The sequence below is a fragment of the Mesorhizobium carmichaelinearum genome, assembly GCF_900199455.1.
Classification (GTDB): domain Bacteria; phylum Pseudomonadota; class Alphaproteobacteria; order Rhizobiales; family Rhizobiaceae; genus Mesorhizobium; species Mesorhizobium carmichaelinearum.
Genome location: NZ_FZQR01000036.1, coordinates 11,373 through 28,818, shown reverse-complemented (window position 1 = coordinate 28,818; position 17,446 = coordinate 11,373). Strand labels below are relative to the sequence as shown.

16 protein-coding genes are annotated in these 17,446 nt (G+C 60.2%); 12 read left to right on the top strand and 4 right to left on the bottom strand.

Annotated elements, in window-relative coordinates; translation table 11 throughout:
- Nucleotides 1-201 precede the first annotated feature (201 nt).
- The 3 genes from CKW40_RS37120 (at nt 202) to CKW40_RS37110 (ending at nt 2,290) form a co-directional block, all read left to right on the top strand.
- A complete protein-coding gene (locus tag CKW40_RS37120; protein WP_179298251.1) occupies nt 202-921 on the top strand; it encodes a GntR family transcriptional regulator in 720 nt (239 codons plus the stop codon).
- Nucleotides 922-963: 42 nt separating this feature from the next.
- Nucleotides 964-1,434, top strand: a complete 471-nt coding sequence (locus CKW40_RS37115; RefSeq protein ID WP_143748450.1) for a hypothetical protein — start codon at nt 964-966, stop codon at nt 1,432-1,434.
- A 442-nt stretch (nt 1,435-1,876) separates the two neighbouring features.
- Nucleotides 1,877-2,290 (top strand): hypothetical protein, encoded by a 414-nt coding sequence (locus tag CKW40_RS37110; RefSeq protein ID WP_095204636.1) that lies wholly within the window; start codon nt 1,877-1,879, stop codon nt 2,288-2,290.
- 42 nt (nt 2,291-2,332) lie between these two features.
- Here CKW40_RS37110 and CKW40_RS44150 read toward each other — a convergent pair whose 3' ends face one another.
- Nucleotides 2,333-2,494, bottom strand: coding sequence for a hypothetical protein (locus tag CKW40_RS44150; protein ID WP_179298250.1), 162 nt, complete (start codon nt 2,492-2,494; stop codon nt 2,333-2,335).
- Between the two features lie 439 nt (nt 2,495-2,933).
- Here CKW40_RS44150 and CKW40_RS37105 point away from each other — a divergent pair, with 439 nt between their 5' ends.
- The 9 genes from CKW40_RS37105 (at nt 2,934) to ccoS (ending at nt 12,174) form a co-directional block, all read left to right on the top strand.
- Nucleotides 2,934-3,662 carry a Crp/Fnr family transcriptional regulator gene (locus CKW40_RS37105; protein WP_095204635.1) on the top strand — a complete coding sequence of 243 codons (729 nt, stop codon included), beginning with the start codon at nt 2,934-2,936 and terminating at the stop codon, nt 3,660-3,662.
- Nucleotides 3,663-4,206: 544 nt separating this feature from the next.
- Nucleotides 4,207-5,817, top strand: coding sequence for a cytochrome-c oxidase, cbb3-type subunit I (ccoN, locus tag CKW40_RS37100; protein WP_095204634.1), 1,611 nt, complete (start codon nt 4,207-4,209; stop codon nt 5,815-5,817).
- A 10-nt stretch (nt 5,818-5,827) separates the two neighbouring features.
- Complete coding sequence (ccoO, locus tag CKW40_RS37095; RefSeq protein WP_095204633.1) at nt 5,828-6,559, top strand: cytochrome-c oxidase, cbb3-type subunit II; 732 nt, start codon at nt 5,828-5,830, stop codon at nt 6,557-6,559.
- A 12-nt stretch (nt 6,560-6,571) separates the two neighbouring features.
- Nucleotides 6,572-6,721 carry a cbb3-type cytochrome c oxidase subunit 3 gene (locus CKW40_RS37090; RefSeq protein ID WP_095204632.1) on the top strand — a complete coding sequence of 50 codons (150 nt, stop codon included), beginning with the start codon at nt 6,572-6,574 and terminating at the stop codon, nt 6,719-6,721.
- A gap of 2 nt (nt 6,722-6,723) precedes the next feature.
- Nucleotides 6,724-7,587, top strand: coding sequence for a cytochrome-c oxidase, cbb3-type subunit III (gene ccoP, locus CKW40_RS37085; RefSeq protein ID WP_095204631.1), 864 nt, complete (start codon nt 6,724-6,726; stop codon nt 7,585-7,587).
- A gap of 78 nt (nt 7,588-7,665) precedes the next feature.
- Nucleotides 7,666-9,225, top strand: coding sequence for a cytochrome c oxidase accessory protein CcoG (gene ccoG / locus CKW40_RS37080; RefSeq protein ID WP_095204649.1), 1,560 nt, complete (start codon nt 7,666-7,668; stop codon nt 9,223-9,225).
- Nucleotides 9,222-9,737 (top strand): FixH family protein, encoded by a 516-nt coding sequence (locus CKW40_RS37075; protein WP_095204630.1) that lies wholly within the window; start codon nt 9,222-9,224, stop codon nt 9,735-9,737. The genes ccoG and CKW40_RS37075 overlap by 4 nt, the downstream gene beginning before the upstream one ends.
- Nucleotides 9,734-12,022, top strand: coding sequence for a cation-translocating P-type ATPase (locus CKW40_RS37070; protein WP_095204629.1), 2,289 nt, complete (start codon nt 9,734-9,736; stop codon nt 12,020-12,022). Before CKW40_RS37075 ends, CKW40_RS37070 begins: the two co-directional genes overlap by 4 nt.
- Nucleotides 12,019-12,174, top strand: coding sequence for a cbb3-type cytochrome oxidase assembly protein CcoS (gene ccoS, locus CKW40_RS37065; protein WP_095204628.1), 156 nt, complete (start codon nt 12,019-12,021; stop codon nt 12,172-12,174). Before CKW40_RS37070 ends, ccoS begins: the two co-directional genes overlap by 4 nt.
- A 493-nt stretch (nt 12,175-12,667) precedes the next feature.
- Here the strand turns inward: ccoS and CKW40_RS37060 are convergent, their stop codons facing one another.
- From CKW40_RS37060 to CKW40_RS37050, 3 genes are all read right to left on the bottom strand, one after another.
- The gene (locus tag CKW40_RS37060; protein WP_095204627.1) at nt 12,668-13,699 is read right to left on the bottom strand and encodes a LacI family DNA-binding transcriptional regulator; all 1,032 of its coding nucleotides are present in this window, start codon (nt 13,697-13,699) and stop codon (nt 12,668-12,670) included.
- A gap of 194 nt (nt 13,700-13,893) precedes the next feature.
- A complete protein-coding gene (locus tag CKW40_RS37055) occupies nt 13,894-15,330 on the bottom strand; it encodes an IS701 family transposase (RefSeq protein WP_244571442.1) in 1,437 nt (478 codons plus the stop codon).
- Nucleotides 15,331-15,514: 184 nt separating this feature from the next.
- A complete protein-coding gene (locus CKW40_RS37050) occupies nt 15,515-16,891 on the bottom strand; it encodes a dicarboxylate/amino acid:cation symporter (RefSeq protein WP_095204626.1) in 1,377 nt (458 codons plus the stop codon).
- Nucleotides 16,892-17,446: the final 555 nt, after the last annotated feature.

Genomic DNA, 17,446 nt, shown 5'->3' with positions numbered 1-17,446 from the left:
CAGAAGCTCTATCTGATATCAACATGAGTATGAGATATATTTTGCAATACATTTTGATATTTCGGGCGACAAGCCCTTGACCTCCCAAATACACTATCTATATTCGAGAATATATTCCCGTTTATATTCCCAATCCGGGATTCGACGTGATATATGCCGAGAATCGCGAGGATTTCACGCAAGGCCATAGGAGGAGAGTCTGTGTATGCTCCAGACGAACCCGACGCCCTCAGCTCAGAGTATGGACAAGGAAACAAGTCGGGCCAGATCTACGGACGTCTCAAATCACTTATCGTTTTTCAGAAGCTTCCGCCGCGGACACCTTTGGAGCAAAATCGCATCGCCCAGCGTTTCGGAGTGAGCACGACCCCGGTCCGTGAAGCGCTGATCCTGCTCGCAAATGACGGGATCATCGTCAAGAACGGTACGAGAAGCTACCTGACCCGAGCCTTGAGCATACGGGACGTGCAGAACGACTACCAAGCGGCCTTGGCGATCGCGAAGTTCTGCATCGAATCTGCCGTGGAGCGGTTCACTCCGACAGGGTTACGGTTGCTAGACAAGAAAGCGATTGGGACACGAACGATGGAAGCGCATGCACAAGAGACAGCGTTCACGCTTGAAACGCTATACGAGCGCATCGCGGGCCTGACTGAGAACCAACTCCTCGTGCGCAGGATGCTCGAGTTTACTGATCGGACCAGATTTATACGGCAACTTGACCTTCAAAACAAAGACCGGTTCATGGAAATCACTTCGGGGATGGAAACGCTAGTTCAGTTTCTCGCCCGAGGCGACGTTCGTGACGCGGTGACTAACCTGGAACGGCAGTATCAGCGCAAATGTGACCTCATTCCATCGCTGGTCAAAAAAGGGAACCTTATCGCACTGGACGCCGTTGATGTCTTTACTGTTGAATGAGCGTGGGCTTTCAGCACTCGACGTGCAACAAGGATGGTTTTCATGCCGATATCGTACGAGTGGGGCAAAAGCATCAATGCCGACGCCATTCGAGACGAGCTCGAATTGGCTCGAGCCATCTTCGAGTACGGTGTCCGGCAAAACATTGCCGGTTTCACGCTCTCCGGCCTGGAAATTCCTCGGGTCCTTCAGACCTGGTCAAACGGGGCAACACTGCCCCCCGTCGAAGAGTTTGCTCTTGAAGTGGCAATCTTCCAGGAACATCTCGGCGATCGCCTCGCAGCGCTTTCCCATAATCGAAGGATCTTGGAAGAAATTTGGCGCTGTAACGAGGTAACTCGTGATTTTCGCGAACTCGAGCTGACCATGCCGGGTGCGGCGAGGGACATTCTCGACCAGATGGCAGCGCTCGTGAACGGCCTTTTTGATCAAGATCTGCCGACAGTCCTCGAAGTGTTCGAGCGTTGTCAAAACCGTCGCTTCGAATTCGTCGACGAGATTTCCTCTCAATAGCGAAGCCCACTCCGGGGAACATGGGTGCGAGAGCGAGGGCAACCGCAAGTATATCCACGCGAACCGACACAACTCTTTGCCCCAGCTCGCGCCCGTAGGCCCATTCCCTATCCGATAGAAGAGCGGGCCGCATCGGGTCAAGACGCGTCGGGCCTATCGGTCCAAGGCCGCGACGGGCCCACACGTTAGCTCGAACTAAAAAGAGTGATCGAAAGGTGCAGTTTTGTTGACGTGATTCACCGTTGGTGAAATTCGGAACGCTTCCTGCCGTAGACCGGCCGGAGACTTGCGGGGATCGTGAACGAGGCGTTGGCGGCGCTGGAGCGGGATTTTGCCGCGCTGTATTCGCCAAATGCCAGCTGTGGCGAAACTGAGCCGGGAATCCGGGGATCAACGCCGAGCTTGACATTGGTTGTTTTGAACCGGCGAACGGGAGTGCTACATGAAAATTCGGAGTATCTACGCGTTGGTCGCGCTAGCGGCCGCGGCCGGGTGCCAGACGTTCGAGAAAATGGATGAGGGCCTTGGCTCGCTGGAGGGGAAGCCGTATCGAGCGGCGTTCAAAATCCTCGGGTTTCCAGATGCCGAGACCAAGATAGATGGCAAGCGCGTGTTCACCTGGCGAAGCCGAGACACCGGCTCGTACACGGTGCCAACATTCAATTCGAGTACAGCCCACGTGAACGGGCAGCCCGTCTACGTCGAGTCGGAGGGCACCGCGACCGAGACTTACGATTACCACTGCAAGATTGACGTGATCGTTGGATCTTCGGGCATTATCGAGCTCGCCAAGTACGACGGGAACATTGGAGGCTGCGAGGGGTATGCGCGCCTGTTTCCCCGTAATCCCAAATGATGCGGTGAAACTCTCCTGGATCGTCCTGCTCCCGCTAGGCGGTCACAGCTTTCGACAAATGGCGATCGCGATTGCCTCCCACGGCGAACCCGCCGTGTTGTTCCTGACGTAAACGGTCAGGCAGCATTGATAGAGCACGCCGAGCGTGCCGCCAGAAGTGGTTAAGATGATCATGTCGAAGGCCGCGATGGCGCTATTCGTCATGACGAAGCTGACGATCTCGGCATTTAGCTATCGTAGACAACGCCCACCGGATCGTAGCGACGCGTCTGCTTGGTATAGCTCGCACAGAAGCAACGAAGCCCGTCGCAATATGGGATATGTCGCAATATGGGATATGATGACAGGGCGATAACTCGTCCCCGCATCCGAGCGCCTGCAGCCAACCGCGGTACACGGCAGCATCGACGCCCGGATGGAAATGAGATGCGGTCGGATAGCCAAATCGCTGGGCGTTCCCGCTCAAGTTTGGCAGCTCATTCAGATCGCATATCACGGTCCAGTGGTTGCATCGCCGGACTGGATGTGTCGCTCAGCTAAAGCGTTGATTTCGGTCACCCTCGGCGATGGACAAACTGCCGCAGGATTTTTCTAGCACCGGTTGTTATCCTGCCGGCATTTGGGATCAATAAAAGCGATCACAATGACAGCACAGCAGGACATTCACAGTTCCGGTATTCCCGTCCTTTGCCTGTCCTGCGAGGGACGGCATCGCGGCCCCTGTGGTGCACTCGACCCAGATCATTTGGTCGGGCTCGCCAAGACCGCATCGCGTCACAAGGTCGAGCCTGGGGTCAAACTGGTGGGCGAGGCCGAGACCGTCGACAGCTATTCGAACGTGCTTTCGGGCGTGGTGAAGCTGACCAAAACCCTTTCGGACGGCCGGCAGCAGATCGTGGGCCTCCAGTTCGCACCGGATTTTCTGGGACGGCCCTTCAAGATGGACAGCCCGATTAACGCGGAAGCGGCTACAGTTGTCTCCCTGTGCTCGTTTCCGAAGGCGGCGGTCGTGCGGATGATGAAGGATGCACCGGAATTCGAGCGTCGCCTATTCAAGCAGGCGTTGGTCGAACTCGACGCAGCCCGCGAATGGATGGTAACTGTGGGACGCAAGACGGCGTCAGAAAAGGTGGCGAGCTTTCTCCTTATGATCGCCCGGAGCATCGATCGCACCGTTGATCCTGCGGCCAAGTCGGCGTGCTTCGATCTGCCGCTGACGCGTGGCGACATCGCTGATTTCCTGGCACTGAGATTCGAGACCGTGAGTCGACAGCTGACACGATTGCGTGCAGACGGCATAATCCGTATCGAGAATAATCGCCATGTGACCGTCGACAGCATGAGCGGGCTTGAACGCCGCTGCGGCGGCTGAGGCGCGCTCTTTCAAAAGAAGTAGCGGAGTCTGCGTCCTACTCAGATCCGCGGCCGCACATGCTCTTTCAGACCGCGATGGGCGGGCCATTGAAGAAGCCGCGAGGCCTGACCCCGACAGCTCCGCATCGTCATCGGACCACAATGGCAGCGCTGGTGTTTTGGCCACCTCCTCGGCGAAGCATTGATCCTCGACTTGCTCGACGCGCAACCGACCCCTGTTGCCTATCCCAAGAGACTTGAGGCGATCAACGTTCGGCAAGGTAAAAGTTGATAGGTCTAACTCGTCGCAAAAATCTCGGTTTTCCGATCCGCCGCCTTTCAAATCATCGGAATCTTGAAACCGGGGGCGAGCCGTGACGCCAGAGTCTCTCACCAGCAGACGGCTCGTGCTGTGATTTTCGTTCAATCACCACCTCCCGATTGCATCAGCGCTGCGCGGTAAAACCACGCCAGCCTTGACCTGGATCATGGCGGGCTTGCGGCGGCTCGGTAATGTGCACCGCGGATTGTCGTCCGCGGGAATTCGAGATCGGGGACTTGCGATGAAGTATGGCACGGAGATCGTCCTTTTAAGCCTGTTTGCTTTTGCTGCCTTTGTGGCCGCCGGCTTCGGCGTGGATGGACCTTTTCGCCAGCACATGTGGGTTTTGTTCTTCGCAGTGGCTGGCTTCACCGCGATCTTGCTGCGCAATTCGGATTTCAAGGCCGCAGCGCCGATCGACCCTGACGCCTACATGGATGGTCCGATCCGCTATGGGGCTATAGCGACAGTGTTCTGGGGTGTCGTCGGCATGCTGGTCGGCGTGATCATCGCACTTCAACTTGCTTTCCCCGATCTCAACATCCCACCATGGTTCAACTTCGGCCGCCTGCGCCCCCTGCACACCTCCGGCGTCGTCTTTGCCTTTGGCGGCAACGCGCTGATTTGCACCTCGCTTTATGTCGTCCAGCGTACCTGCCGGGCGCGGCTGTTCGGCGGCAGTTTCGCCTGGTTCGTGTTCTGGGGATATCAGCTTTTCATCGTCATGGCCGCCACCGGCTATCTGCTGGGCATCACCGAGAGCCGCGAATATGCCGAGCCGGAATGGTATGTCGACATCTGGCTGACGATCGTCTGGGTTGCGTATCTCCTGCTCTTCCTGGGCACCATTCTCAAGCGCAAGGAACCGCATATCTACGTTGCCAACTGGTTCTATCTCTCCTTCATCGTGACCATCGCGATGCTGCATGTGGTCAACAACCTGTCGATGCCCGCTTCATTCCTTGGCTCTAAAAGCTATTCCGCCTTCTCGGGCGTCCAGGATGCGCTGACGCAGTGGTGGTACGGGCATAATGCCGTCGGCTTCTTCCTCACCGCCGGCTTCCTTGGCATGATGTATTACTTCGTGCCCAAGCAGGTGAACCGGCCGGTTTATTCCTACCGCCTTTCGATCATCCACTTCTGGGCTCTGATCTTCCTTTACATCTGGGCGGGCCCGCACCACCTCCACTACACCGCCCTGCCAGATTGGGCGCAGACACTGGGCATGGTGTTCTCGATCATGCTGTGGATGCCCTCCTGGGGCGGCATGATCAACGGCCTGATGACGCTCTCTGGCGCCTGGGACAAGATCCGGACGGACCCGATCGTCCGCATGATGGTTGCGGCCATCGCCTTCTACGGCATGTCGACCTTCGAAGGTCCGATGATGTCGATCAAGACCGTCAACTCGCTGTCCCACTATACGGACTGGACGATCGGCCATGTTCATTCGGGTGCGCTCGGCTGGGTCGGCCTGATCACTTTCGGCGCCATCTACTACATGGTGCCCAAGCTCTGGAACCGCGAACGGCTCTATTCGCTGCGGCTCGTCACCTGGCACTTCTGGCTGGCGACGCTCGGCATCGTGGTCTACGCGGCAGTGATGTGGGTCTCGGGCATCATGCAGGGGCTCATGTGGCGCGAGTACGACGAGCAGGGATTCCTCGTCTACTCCTTCGCCGAGACCGTCGCAGCCATGCATCCCTACTATGTCATGCGCGCCGCGGGCGGCGCCATGTACCTCGCCGGCATGCTGGTCATGGCCTGGAACGTCACCATGACCATTCGTGGCTATCAGCGCAAAGAGCAACCTTTGCCGGGTTCCGTCCCCGCCCTCCAGCCTGCCGAATAAGGAGCTAGACATGGGCTTGATGGATAGACACGCGCTGATCGAGAAGAACGCCACGCTGCTTCTCGTCGGATCCCTGCTGGTCGTGACCGTCGGCGGTATCGTCGAGATCGCGCCGCTCTTCTATCTCGACAATACGATCGAGAAGGTCGAGGGCATGCGGCCCTACTCGCCGCTCGAGCTTGCCGGCCGCAACATCTATGTGCGCGAGGGCTGCTATCTCTGCCATAGCCAGATGATCAGGCCGTTCCGGGACGAGGTGGAACGATACGGCCACTACAGCCTGGCGGCCGAGTCGATGTACGATCACCCGTTCCAGTGGGGATCCAAGCGAACCGGGCCGGATCTCGCCCGCGTCGGCGACCGCTACTCCAACAGCTGGCATGTTCAGCACCTCACCGATCCGCGATCCGTCGTGCCCGAGTCGATCATGCCGAGCTACGCGTTCCTGAAGGACACGCCGATCGAGGTGAAGGACTTCTCGACGCATCTGACAGCCAACAGGCGCGTCGGAGTGCCCTACTCCGACGACATGATCGCCAATGCCAATGCGGATTTGACGGCGCAGGCCGATCCCAACGCGGACACGTCAGGCCTGGAGAAGAGATACCCGAAGGCTAAGGTCGGCGACTTCGACGGCGATCCCCAACAAGTCACCGAGATGGATGCCCTGGTGGCCTACCTGCAGATGCTCGGCAACCTGGTCGACTTCAAGAACTACGACGAAGCCGCCGGCTATCGCTGAGGAGAACAACCGATGGACTACAACTTGATGCGGGAGTTTGCCGACAGCTGGGGTCTGCTTGCCATGGCCGTGTTCTTTGTCGGTTGCATCGCCTTCGCGCTCCGTCCGGGTGGCAAGACGCACGGCGACCACGCCGCAAAGATCCCTCTCAAGGACGATTGATAATGAGCAGCGAGCATGTCGACGAAATCTCCGGCGTGACGACGACCGGCCATGAGTGGGACGGCATCAAGGAGCTCAACAATCCCCTGCCGCGCTGGTGGGTGATAACCTTCTATATCACTATCGCCTGGGCACTCGCCTACACGATTGCTTACCCGGCTTGGCCGATGTTGAGTTCCGCCACCAAAGGCGCCCTGGGCTTTTCCAGCCGCAACGACGTCAAGAACGAAATGGCCGCGGCTGAGGCCGCCAAGGCCAAATACGTCACGGCGATAAAGTCCAAAACCGTTTCGGAAATTGCTGCTGACGACACTTTGCGCGAATTCGCCGTCGCGGCCGGCGGCGCGGCATTCAAGGTCAACTGCGTGCAGTGCCACGGCTCCGGCGCGCAAGGGTCGACTGACTTTCCGAACCTCAATGATGACGATTGGCTCTGGGGCGGCAAGACGGAGCAGATCGAGCAGACGATCACGCATGGCATTCGTTTCCCCCCGGACGCCGATACTCGCCAGTCGGAGATGCCTGCCTTTGCAGATGTGCTCAAGCCGGGGCAGGTCGCTCAGGTCAGCGCTTTCGTGGTCAGCCTTTCGGGGCCGGTGCGAGACAAGAGCCTGATCGAGCCCGGCGCCAAAGTTTTCGCGGACAATTGCGCGGCATGCCATGGCGAGAACGCAAAGGGCAACAGGGATATCGGAGCACCCGATCTGACGGATGCGATCTGGCTCCACGGTTCCGGCGAAGCCGCGATTGCTTCTCAGGTCCGAGCCCCGAAAAGCGGGGTGATGCCTGCCTGGGTCGGTCGTCTCGGCGAGACGACGGTCAAGGAACTGGCTGTCTATGTCCATTCGCTTGGCGGCGGAGAATAGGAGCGGGGCCTATTCTCAGCCCTCAGCCGCTCAGGCGACGAGGCCCGGGGATGTCATTCGCCGCCATTGGAGATCGTCGTGCTCAATCAGTCGCAGGTAGAACGGCTCGATGCCGAAGCGGTCAACTCCGCAAAGACGCGACAGCCACTTTACGCCGCGCGCAAGAAAATCTTCCCAAAGCGGGCCTCCGGCCGTTTCCGCCGGTTCAAATGGCTGGTGATGGCGATCACACTCGGCATCTATTATCTGACCCCCTGGCTGCGCTGGTATCGAGGCCCCTTCGCGCCCGACCAGGCCGTCCTGATCGACCTGGCTAACCGCCGTTTCTACTTCTTCTTCATCGAAATCTGGCCGCAGGAGTTCTACTACGTCGCCGGTCTTCTCATGATGGCGGGCGTAGGCCTTTTCCTGATCACGTCGACGGTCGGACGGGCCTGGTGCGGCTATACCTGCCCGCAAACCGTCTGGGTCGACCTGTTCCTTGTCGTGGAAGGCGCGATCGAAGGCGATCGCATTGCCCGCATGGAGCTGGACGCCGCTCCCTGGAGCGTCTGCAAGCTGTTCCTACGCATAACCAAGCACGCTGTCTGGCTCGTCATCGCCGTGGTCACGGGCGGCGCCTGGATTTTCTACTTCGCCGATGCGCCGAAGCTGCTCGGCGAAGTTGTTGCCGGCACAGCGGCGCCCGTCGCCTATGCCACGATCGCTGTGCTCACCGGCACAACCTATGTGTTCGGCGGGCTGGTGCGGGAGCAGGTCTGCACCTACATGTGCCCATGGCCGCGCATCCAGGCCGCCATGCTCGACGAAAATTCGCTGACGGTGACCTATAACGACTGGCGCGGCGAGCCGCGTTCGCGGCACGCCAAGAAGGCTCTCGCTGCCGGTTTGCCGGCCGGCGATTGCGTCGACTGCAACGCTTGCGTTGCCGTCTGCCCGATGGGGATCGATATCCGTTATGGGCAGCAGCTCGAATGCATCACCTGCGCGCTCTGTATCGATGCCTGCGATGGTGTCATGGACAAGCTCGGTCGCGAGCGCGGATTGATCTCCTATGCAACGCTGGCGGATTATAACGCCAATATGGCGGTGGCGACCGCCGGCGGCGTCAGCCCTGTCAGCCCGGCGCTCGTAAGAACGGCGGGCGGCACCTTCGTCGAAGGTCTCACGCATTTCCATCGGGGCAAGATCTTCCGGTTGCGCACCTACATCTATCTCGGTGCATGGTCGGCGATCGGGCTGGTCCTCGTCTATTCGCTGCTGACGCGCGAGCGACTGGAGCTGAATGTCCTGCACGACCGCAATCCACAGTTCGTGACGCTGTCGGACGGCTCGATCCGCAACGGCTACACCGTCAAGCTGCTCAACATGATACCCGAGCCGCGGACGATCAAGGTCATGCTGCAGGGTCTCGAGGGCGGCGAGATGAGCATCGTCGGCGTCGACCAGCCGCCGAGCCGCTCATTCCCCATTGCAGTCGAACCCGACCGGCTAAAGGTGCTCAAGGTCTTCGTTCGCCAACCGACGGATAGGATCAAGGAGCCGGCGCAGAGCTTCGAATTTCGCATTGAGGATCAGGCGAGTTCCGAAGCCGCCGAATACACCGCCAGCTTCAACGCGCCGGAGAAGAGCAAATGAGCACCGATATACAAAAGCCGCGCGAGTTCACCGGCTGGCACATGCTGATCGTCATCGTCAGTTTCTTCGCTGTGGTGATCGGGGTCAACGTCACGATGGCCACGCTCGCCCGAGAGAGCTGGACCGGCCTCGTTGTGGAGAACACCTATGTGGCGAGTCAGCAGTTCAACGAGGAGACTCGCAAAGGAAGGGCGCAGGCGGCATTGGGCTGGACAGGCAAGCTTATCGTCGCCTCGGGAGAAGTCCGCTACAGCCTTGTCGATGCACACGGCAAAGCGCTACCGCTGCGCGGCGTCAGGATATTGTTCCGGCACCCGGCTTACCAAGCAGAAGACGAAGCTCTGACGCTTGCCGCACCTGCGGGTGTTGCTGCGCGCAATGCACAAGAATTCGCTGTGCGGCACACCCCGAGGGACGGCGTGTGGATCGTCGAGATCGATGCCGACGCGGGCCTTGCCACTCCTTTTCGCGATGTCCGCCGCGTCATGATCGAGAACGGAGCCCTGCAATGAGCTGTTGCGCGCCGGGGGCCGAGATGGCTCTGGAGGTCGCGGACGCGGCATCCGCTGTGCCGTCCAGCGACGAAATTAAACTGGCCAGCCGCGCGCTGGACGGTGGCTGTCGCCAGACGGACCTGTCGGTTCCGTCTGTTCACTGCGCGGACTGCATCCAGGCGATCGAGGCGGCCCTGGCGAAGCTTGAAAACATAGATTCTGCCCGCGTCAATCTCTCAACCAAGCGAGTATCCGTTCGCTGGCGCGGGGAACAGGTCCCGCCGTTTTTCGCAGCGCTTTCAAGGCTGGGCTATCAGGCGCATTTGTTCGACCCGGAAATCCAGGAGAAGGACAGAGCCCTGTCGGAGTTGATCCGGGCCGTCGCCGTCGCCGGCTTTGCGGGCGGAAACATCATGCTGCTGTCGGTGTCGGTCTGGTCCGGCGCCGAGGGCGCGACGCGGGACCTGTTTCATTGGCTTTCGGCGCTGATCGCCATCCCGGCCTTGGCCTTCGCCGGCGGCATCTACTTCCGCTCAGCCGCCAACGCCCTGCGTCATGGCCGCATGAACATGGACGTGCCGATCGTGGTGGGTGTGTCGCTCGCTTACGCGATGAGCCTCTACGAAACCATCAACCATGGCGAACACGCCTATTTCGATGCCTCGGTTTCGCTGCTTTTCTTCCTGCTGATCGGCCGCACGCTTGACCATGTCATGCGGGAGCGGGCGCGAACGGCCGTCAATGGCCTCTCGCGGCTCGCGTCGCGGGGTTCGCTGGTCTTGAGAGATGACGGCAAGCGCGAATACATGCCCGTCGCCGAACTCGTGCCCGGGCTGCGCCTGCTCATCGCGGCCGGAGAACGCATCCCGCTGGACGGAGACATAGTGAGCGGAAACTCCGACCTGGATTGCTCGATCGTCTCCGGAGAGAGCGCACCGAAGGCCGTCGGAGCCGGCGCCCATGTACAGGCCGGCACGCTCAACCTCACCGGTCCGCTGACGATGCTGGCGACCGCGGCCGCAAAGGACTCCTTCCTGGCGGAAATGGTCCGGCTGATGGAGACCGTCGAGGGCGGCCGCTCGCGCTACCGTCGCATTGCCGATCGCGTATCGGCGCTCTACGCGCCCGTCGTCCATCTGGCCGCCTTTATGACATTCCTGGGCTGGATGGCCGCGTCCGGCGATTGGCATCGGGCTCTCACCATCGCCATCGCCGTGCTGATCATCACCTGTCCATGCGCGCTCGGCCTGGCTGTGCCGATCGTCCAGGTCGTAGCGGCCAGACGCCTGTTCGAGGCCGGGGTCATGGTCAAGGACGGATCGGCGATGGAGCGACTCGCCGGCATGGACGCGGCGGTATTCGACAAGACCGGAACGCTGACGCTCGGGCGCCCAAAGCTGCTCAACGCATCCTCGATCGATCCGACCATGCTTGCGATCGCGGCAGACATGGCGGCTCATTCCCGCCATCCGTTCTCCAGGGCCATCGCCAGCCATGCGGGGTATTCCGGCCAGCCCGGTGTCGAACCCGTCAGCGAGCATCCGGGCTTCGGTGTGGAAGCGCTAATGGAGGGGAATACGTGGCGCCTCGGAAGGCGAGGATGGGCAGGCTGGAAGGCGCGCACCGGCGGCGAAGGCAAACTCGGTGGCTATGGCGGCACCGTGCTCTCCAAGAATGGAAACATCGTCGCGCGCTTCGCGTTCGAGGATGCGCTTCGGCAAGACGCCAAGGCAACGATCGAGCAGCTGAAGAAGGCCGGGGTGTCGGTCGATATCTTGTCCGGCGACACCGCGAAAGCCTGCGCCGAGGTTGCCAAATCGTTGGGAACCGACAGCTTCGTGCCGGCGCTGCTGCCCTCGGGAAAAGTCGAGTGGATCAAATCGCTGACCCGTGCCGGACACAAGGTGCTGATGGTGGGCGACGGTCTCAACGACACACCGGCATTGCGGGCAGCATACGTTTCGATGGCTCCGGCAACCGCGGCCGATATTGGCCGCCAGGCTGCGGATTTCGTCTTCCTGCGCGAAAGTCTCCTTGCGGTCCCGCTGGCGATCGACGTCTCGCGCAAGGCCGGGCGGCTCATCCGCCAGAACATCGCCATTGCGATCATGTACAACGCCTTTGCCGTTCCCATCGCCGTTCTGGGATTTGTGACGCCGCTCATCGCGGCGATCGCGATGAGCGCCTCGTCGCTCCTAGTGATCGGAAATGCCTTGCGCCTGCAAGGAGTTGCATCGAACGCTCCGGCCAGAATGGCTCCGCACGGATGCTCCGTCATCGGCGGATCGGCACGAATGTCATGACGACGCTCGTCTACCTCATCCCCGTGGCTCTGTTCCTCGGCGCGCTTGGGCTCTCTGGCTTTCTTTGGGCTTTGAGGAGTGGCCAATACGAGGATCTCGATGGAGCTGCAGAACGGATTCTCATAGAACGGGACGGCAACCCCGAACGCTGATCGATGGCGACGGCGATAGGCCTCGTCGCCCGCTCCGGATCTGTGAACCCGGCTGCGTCAAACCGTGGCTCGCTTCTGCCGACGGGGCCCGCGACAAGCCCACAGAATTCCGCAGCTCGGAACCATCGCGGGTCGGCTTAGGGAGGCTTTGGAGCGCTGTTTGGGGAATGGATCGGCCGCGTAAAGGTTGGCTAGTTAAAGTCGGTAAATCGCTCGAGGTCCGCTTGGTCGACCTCCACTGGCTCCGTCAACCACCCAGTCGACGTTTCGGCGCGGGCGGCGTCGTCAATGAGGCCCTCATAGGTCGAGTAGCCAAGCGACGTCGGTAGAAGATCGCTGGCACCCGATTTTGCACGACAGATCGAGGATTTGCCGTGCTGGCGCACGGCTCGGGGCTTCCTTCCATCGGCGCCGTTGTCGGCTATTTGGCTTGTGCCGTAAACGCCCGTTCACGACACCAAGTGAGGGGCAGAAAGACTCGGATGATAAGAGGTCATATATTTTCCGGGAGATAGATGTCGAACGGCAGAAATATCTGCCCCGACGTCTCAGCGGTGCCCGTCTCGATGGCCCGTGCCAGCATCGTCATCAGCTCCTGGCAAAGCCGGCTAAGCGGCGTGGCGACCGCCATCGTGATGACCTTATCTGCAAGCGCCGCTCGTGACACCGGCGTGATTTCATTCACGATTGCCACCAGATCTCGACCTTTGCCCTCTTCCCGAAGTGCGGAGATGGCGCCCTCCGTGCCCGATCCGGTCAGATAGAGGCCAGCGAGTTCAGGTTCTCTCTGCATGAGATCCAGCGTTTTCTCGTAGGTGATTTGCGGTTCCCCGAGGGTCACGAACGAATCGAGCACCTCGAATGTCGGCGCGTGCTCACGGAAATAGGAGCGGAAGCCACTATCGCGTAGCTCGTGCGCCTGGAAACGATGGCTACCGACAAACACCGCCACCTTGCCGGGCCGTTTTGCGGCGTTGGAAAGCATCCAAGCGGCTGTCCGCCCGACCTTGCGATTGTCGAGGCCGATATAGCCTTGGCGCACGCCGGCGGCGAAATCGGACACCAGTGAGAAAACCGGAATGCCTTTTGCGTTGAGCTCCTCGACCGCAGCCGTAATCTTCGGGTGGTCCGGCGCCACCACGGCGATGCCGTGGCAGCGAGTGCCTAAAACCCTAAGGAGCGCGACCAGGTCGCCTGGCATATATGTCGGCGCGAATTCGATGAGGGGAATACCATGGAAGGACTGGGCCATGCGGACTGAGGCTTCGAGCTCGCGCGCGAGGTCTTGGTAGAATTGGTGGGCGGGTTTTACCAATATGACGCCCAGCCGGTAGTGCGGCAGGTGCCGCCGCAGATGCTGCTTGATGAGACCGGCGGCATGATAGCCGATAGCGTCGGCGGCCTCATGGACCCGCCGCGCGGTTTGTTCTCGCACGGGATGGCGAGCGTTCAGAACCCGATCGATTGTTGAGACGCTGAGCCCGGCTTCGCGGGCAAGATCGGCAATTGTGGGACGCTTGGCCATGGTACAACTCTGATTGGTTTTCAGCCGTTGGCTCTCTATCGCTCAGAGTGCCTCGGCGACGATCACGGGCGGAAAAATGAAGACGTGCGCATGCTCCGTGATCGACAAACAAACTGCATGCGTAGCCCGCGTATCTACATGAGATTCGGTTGCTTGTGTGGCACTCATAATAATTTGCGCTCACCGCATTAGTACTACTGCGTCATAAATTGCGAGCCTGACGCGGACGGTCCATTGGCCTTATGCAGCACGGACATCGTTGCAGACGGTTGGCCAAGGCGACAGTCAGGCGTCGCCTGAGGGTTGGGATCGAGGTCGGGACGTGCCGCTCTGGTCGGATCGGAGGATCTGCGGGTTCGATAACCGCCGGGAAGACGAGGTGTTTGGCGGCCCTGGGCGCGAGTTGGAGTTGAGGGGGGATCGTTCTCCCTCAGAGAGACCAAGAAGCCATAGGCGGCGATACAGAGGCTGGCGTGGTGGTGGAAGCCGCGCCACCCTCGGCCTTCGTAGTGGCCCAGTCCCAGTTCCTGCTTGAGTTCCTGATAGTCTCGCTCGATCCGCCAACGCAGCTTGGCGGCGTCGACCAACTGGGTGATCGTAGCGTCGGCCAGCAAGGTGGAGAGCCAATACTTGCTCGGCTCGACCTCGCCTTCAGTCCACTCGATCGGGAGCCACTCTTCGGCGTGAGCCTCGGGCCGATTGTAGTCCCTGGATGTCGGCCGTAAGCGCACGGCGGCAAAGCGGGAATTGAGCTCGGTGTTGGTTCCTTCACGCCAGGCCATCGTGCGCCAAGGCTCGGCGTCGAGCTCCTCGGCCATGGCCTTGGCCGAGATTGGCTTGTGATTGTCGGTTCGGCCAACTCGAGACGGCGGCCGGCCTCTTCCGCTCCAAGGCTTGGGCGGCAGCGGGCTCTCGCCTGGGCGCCAGACGCTGAGTGTGGGCTGAACGCCGACAACATAGGTCAGACCGAGCTCGGACAGGCCCGCGCGGAAACCGCCGTCGGCGCCATATCCGGCGTCGGCGAGAACCACGCCGGGCGCGACGCCTTCGGCCTTGGCCGTCCTGATCTGCTCGAGCGCGATCCGCGGCTTGGTCCGGAACGTGATCTCTGCCGGAATCTTGGCCTTCTTGCGTTGTTCCGGATCCTCCGCCCAGCTGTGCGGGAGATACAATTCGTAGGCGATCGGAAGCGAGGCTGCGTCATTTGCGATCGATAGGCTAACCGCAATCTGACAGTTGTCCTGCTTGCCCAACTGGCCGCAATACTGGCGCGCTACGCCCACCGAGTGCTTGCCCTTCTTGGGAAAGCCGGTGTCGTCGACGATCCACGCCCGGATCGGTCCACGCTGCTCGATCTGTGGAAGAACCCAGTCGCGAACCCGCGCTAGCAAGGCCACGTCCGACCACGGCGCCTGTCCCACGAAATGCAGCAGAGACTGATGCTTGGCCGACACCCGCGACGGCGCCGTGACGGCCGCCAACGGCTCCACGCTCTTGCGCTCGATCGGCATCAGAAGTCCGAGGCAATAATCCTTCAGCGGCTCAGCTCGGTCGGCGTGGCCGATCACCCCGATCAAAGCATCGACATAGGCGTCGAATGCGGCTTCACTCTCGGCTGTCCAGTCGGGCATGGCGGGGCGCTTCCCTGATCACGAAGCAACACCCTAACAAATCCGAGACCAGCGCGAATCCCCCCGCAGCCGCGACTTTCTGACTCAGTAAGATTAGTGCTTTGATCTTTGATTCGATTAGCTCGCAAAGCGCCGTTTGGGACCTGCGGTTCGACGTCTATTTCCTGTGACGAGGTCGACGACCTTACAGGTCGAGGGGCTCCTGACCCGTTGGCCGGTCTAATGTCTCCACGATCTGGTGACCGCACAAGGCGGCTTCCAACTGCACTTGGTCCAATTCGCCTTCCCAGCGGGCCACGACGAGCGATGCCACTGCGTTGCCGACGAAATTCGTGAGTGCTCGGCATTCGGACATGAAGCGGTCGACGCCAAGAATCAGAGCCATTCCGGCGACGGGAACACTTGGTACCACTGAGAGTGTAGCGGCCAGAGTGATGAAGCCCGCGCCGGTAACACCTGCAGCACCCTTCGAGGAGAGCATCGCAACGAGCAGCAGCAGGACCTGATCGCCGATCGAGAGGTCCGTGTTCGTCGCCTGCGCGATGAAAAGGGCCGCAAGCGTCATGTAGATGTTGGTGCCGTCCAGATTGAAGGAATATCCGGCCGGGATGACCAGCCCGACCACCGAGCGCTTGGCGCCAGCCTTTTCCATCTTCTCAATGAGCGAGGGAAGCGCGGCCTCCGAGGAGGATGTTCCCAGAACAAGCAGCAGCTCTTCCTTGATATAACGGATGAGAGAAAAGATAGAAAAACCGTTATAGTGGCAGACCGCGCCGAGAACCCCGAACACGAAAAGGAAGGCAGTGAAATAGAACGTCCCGACCAGCATCGCCAAGTTCACGACCGAACCGACGCCGTATCTGCCGATGGTGAAGGCCATGGCGCCAAAAGCGCCGATTGGCGCAGCCTTCATTAGAATGCCGACCAGCTTGAAGACCGGCGCGGTGAGCGCCAAAAGAAAGGAAGTGACCGGCTTGCCCGTATCTCCGGCCATCGACAGTGCAATGCCGAACAAAACCGAGAAGAATAGGACTTGCAGGATGTCGCCGTCCGTGAAGGCGCCGACGATCGTTGACGGGATGATGTTCATCAGGAAGCCGGTCACGGACTGCTCGTGAGCCTTTACAGCATATGTATTCACGGTTTGGACATCGAGTGAGGCCGGATCGATGTTGAGGCCGGCGCCGGGCCGAACGACATTGGCGACGATAAGGCCTACGATCAATGCGAACGTGGAGAAGGTGAGGAAATAGACCATGGCCTTGCCGGCAACGCGGCCAACCTTCTGGAGATCGCTCATCCCGGCGATGCCGGTCGCAATTGTCAGGAAGATGACAGGAGCGATGATCATCTTGACGAGCTTGATGAAGGCATCGCCGAGCGGCTTCAGGCTCTCGCCGAGTTCCGGATAGAAATGGCCAACTGCCACGCCCAGGATGATGGCAGCGAGCACTTGCGCGTAAAGGCGGGCATAGAAAGGTTGGCGGGACGGGGGACTGGCACTGCGGTCTTGTGGGGCTGACACTGGTTCTCTCCCTGACCGGATTGGGTGGCTGTTCATGCCTTGTCAGGCTTCTCCCATCGCGGCGCCGGTCGAACGCTGCTGCCGTCTCCCCGCAAGTCCCGTGCCCGATTAAGTCACGTCGCACAAGCGAGCCTTGTGTGGATTTTCCACATTGGCCGCCTCGCCCCCAGCGGAATGAAGATTCGCCAAAGATCGCTCTGAAGAATGCGGTAGCGCACTAAGGGAATTGATGAGATTGGTAAGGGCGCGCGTTCAAGCAGGTCTTTGTTCCCTAGCAATTTTGGCCCTCGGGCCGGCAGTTTTACTCGCCCTCGCTTCTGTCGTTTTTGCGACCAGCCGGATCACTGGCGCATAGCCGTTGCGCTTTGACCCCTCACCAAGCATTGATCGGCCGGGACGGACGGTCCATCCGGTCGACAACATCCCGGCCAATCTGACGGCCGCCGGACCAAGGTGCTAGAGCCGCGGTGTCATTGCCGGTTCTCGGCGAGGTGCTCTCGCACCATGAGCTCATGCCGGATGCTGTGAGGAACCAAACTCAGAAAAAATTTTCCAATGCAAACTGCAAAATTGTTCTAAAGCGTGTCGCGA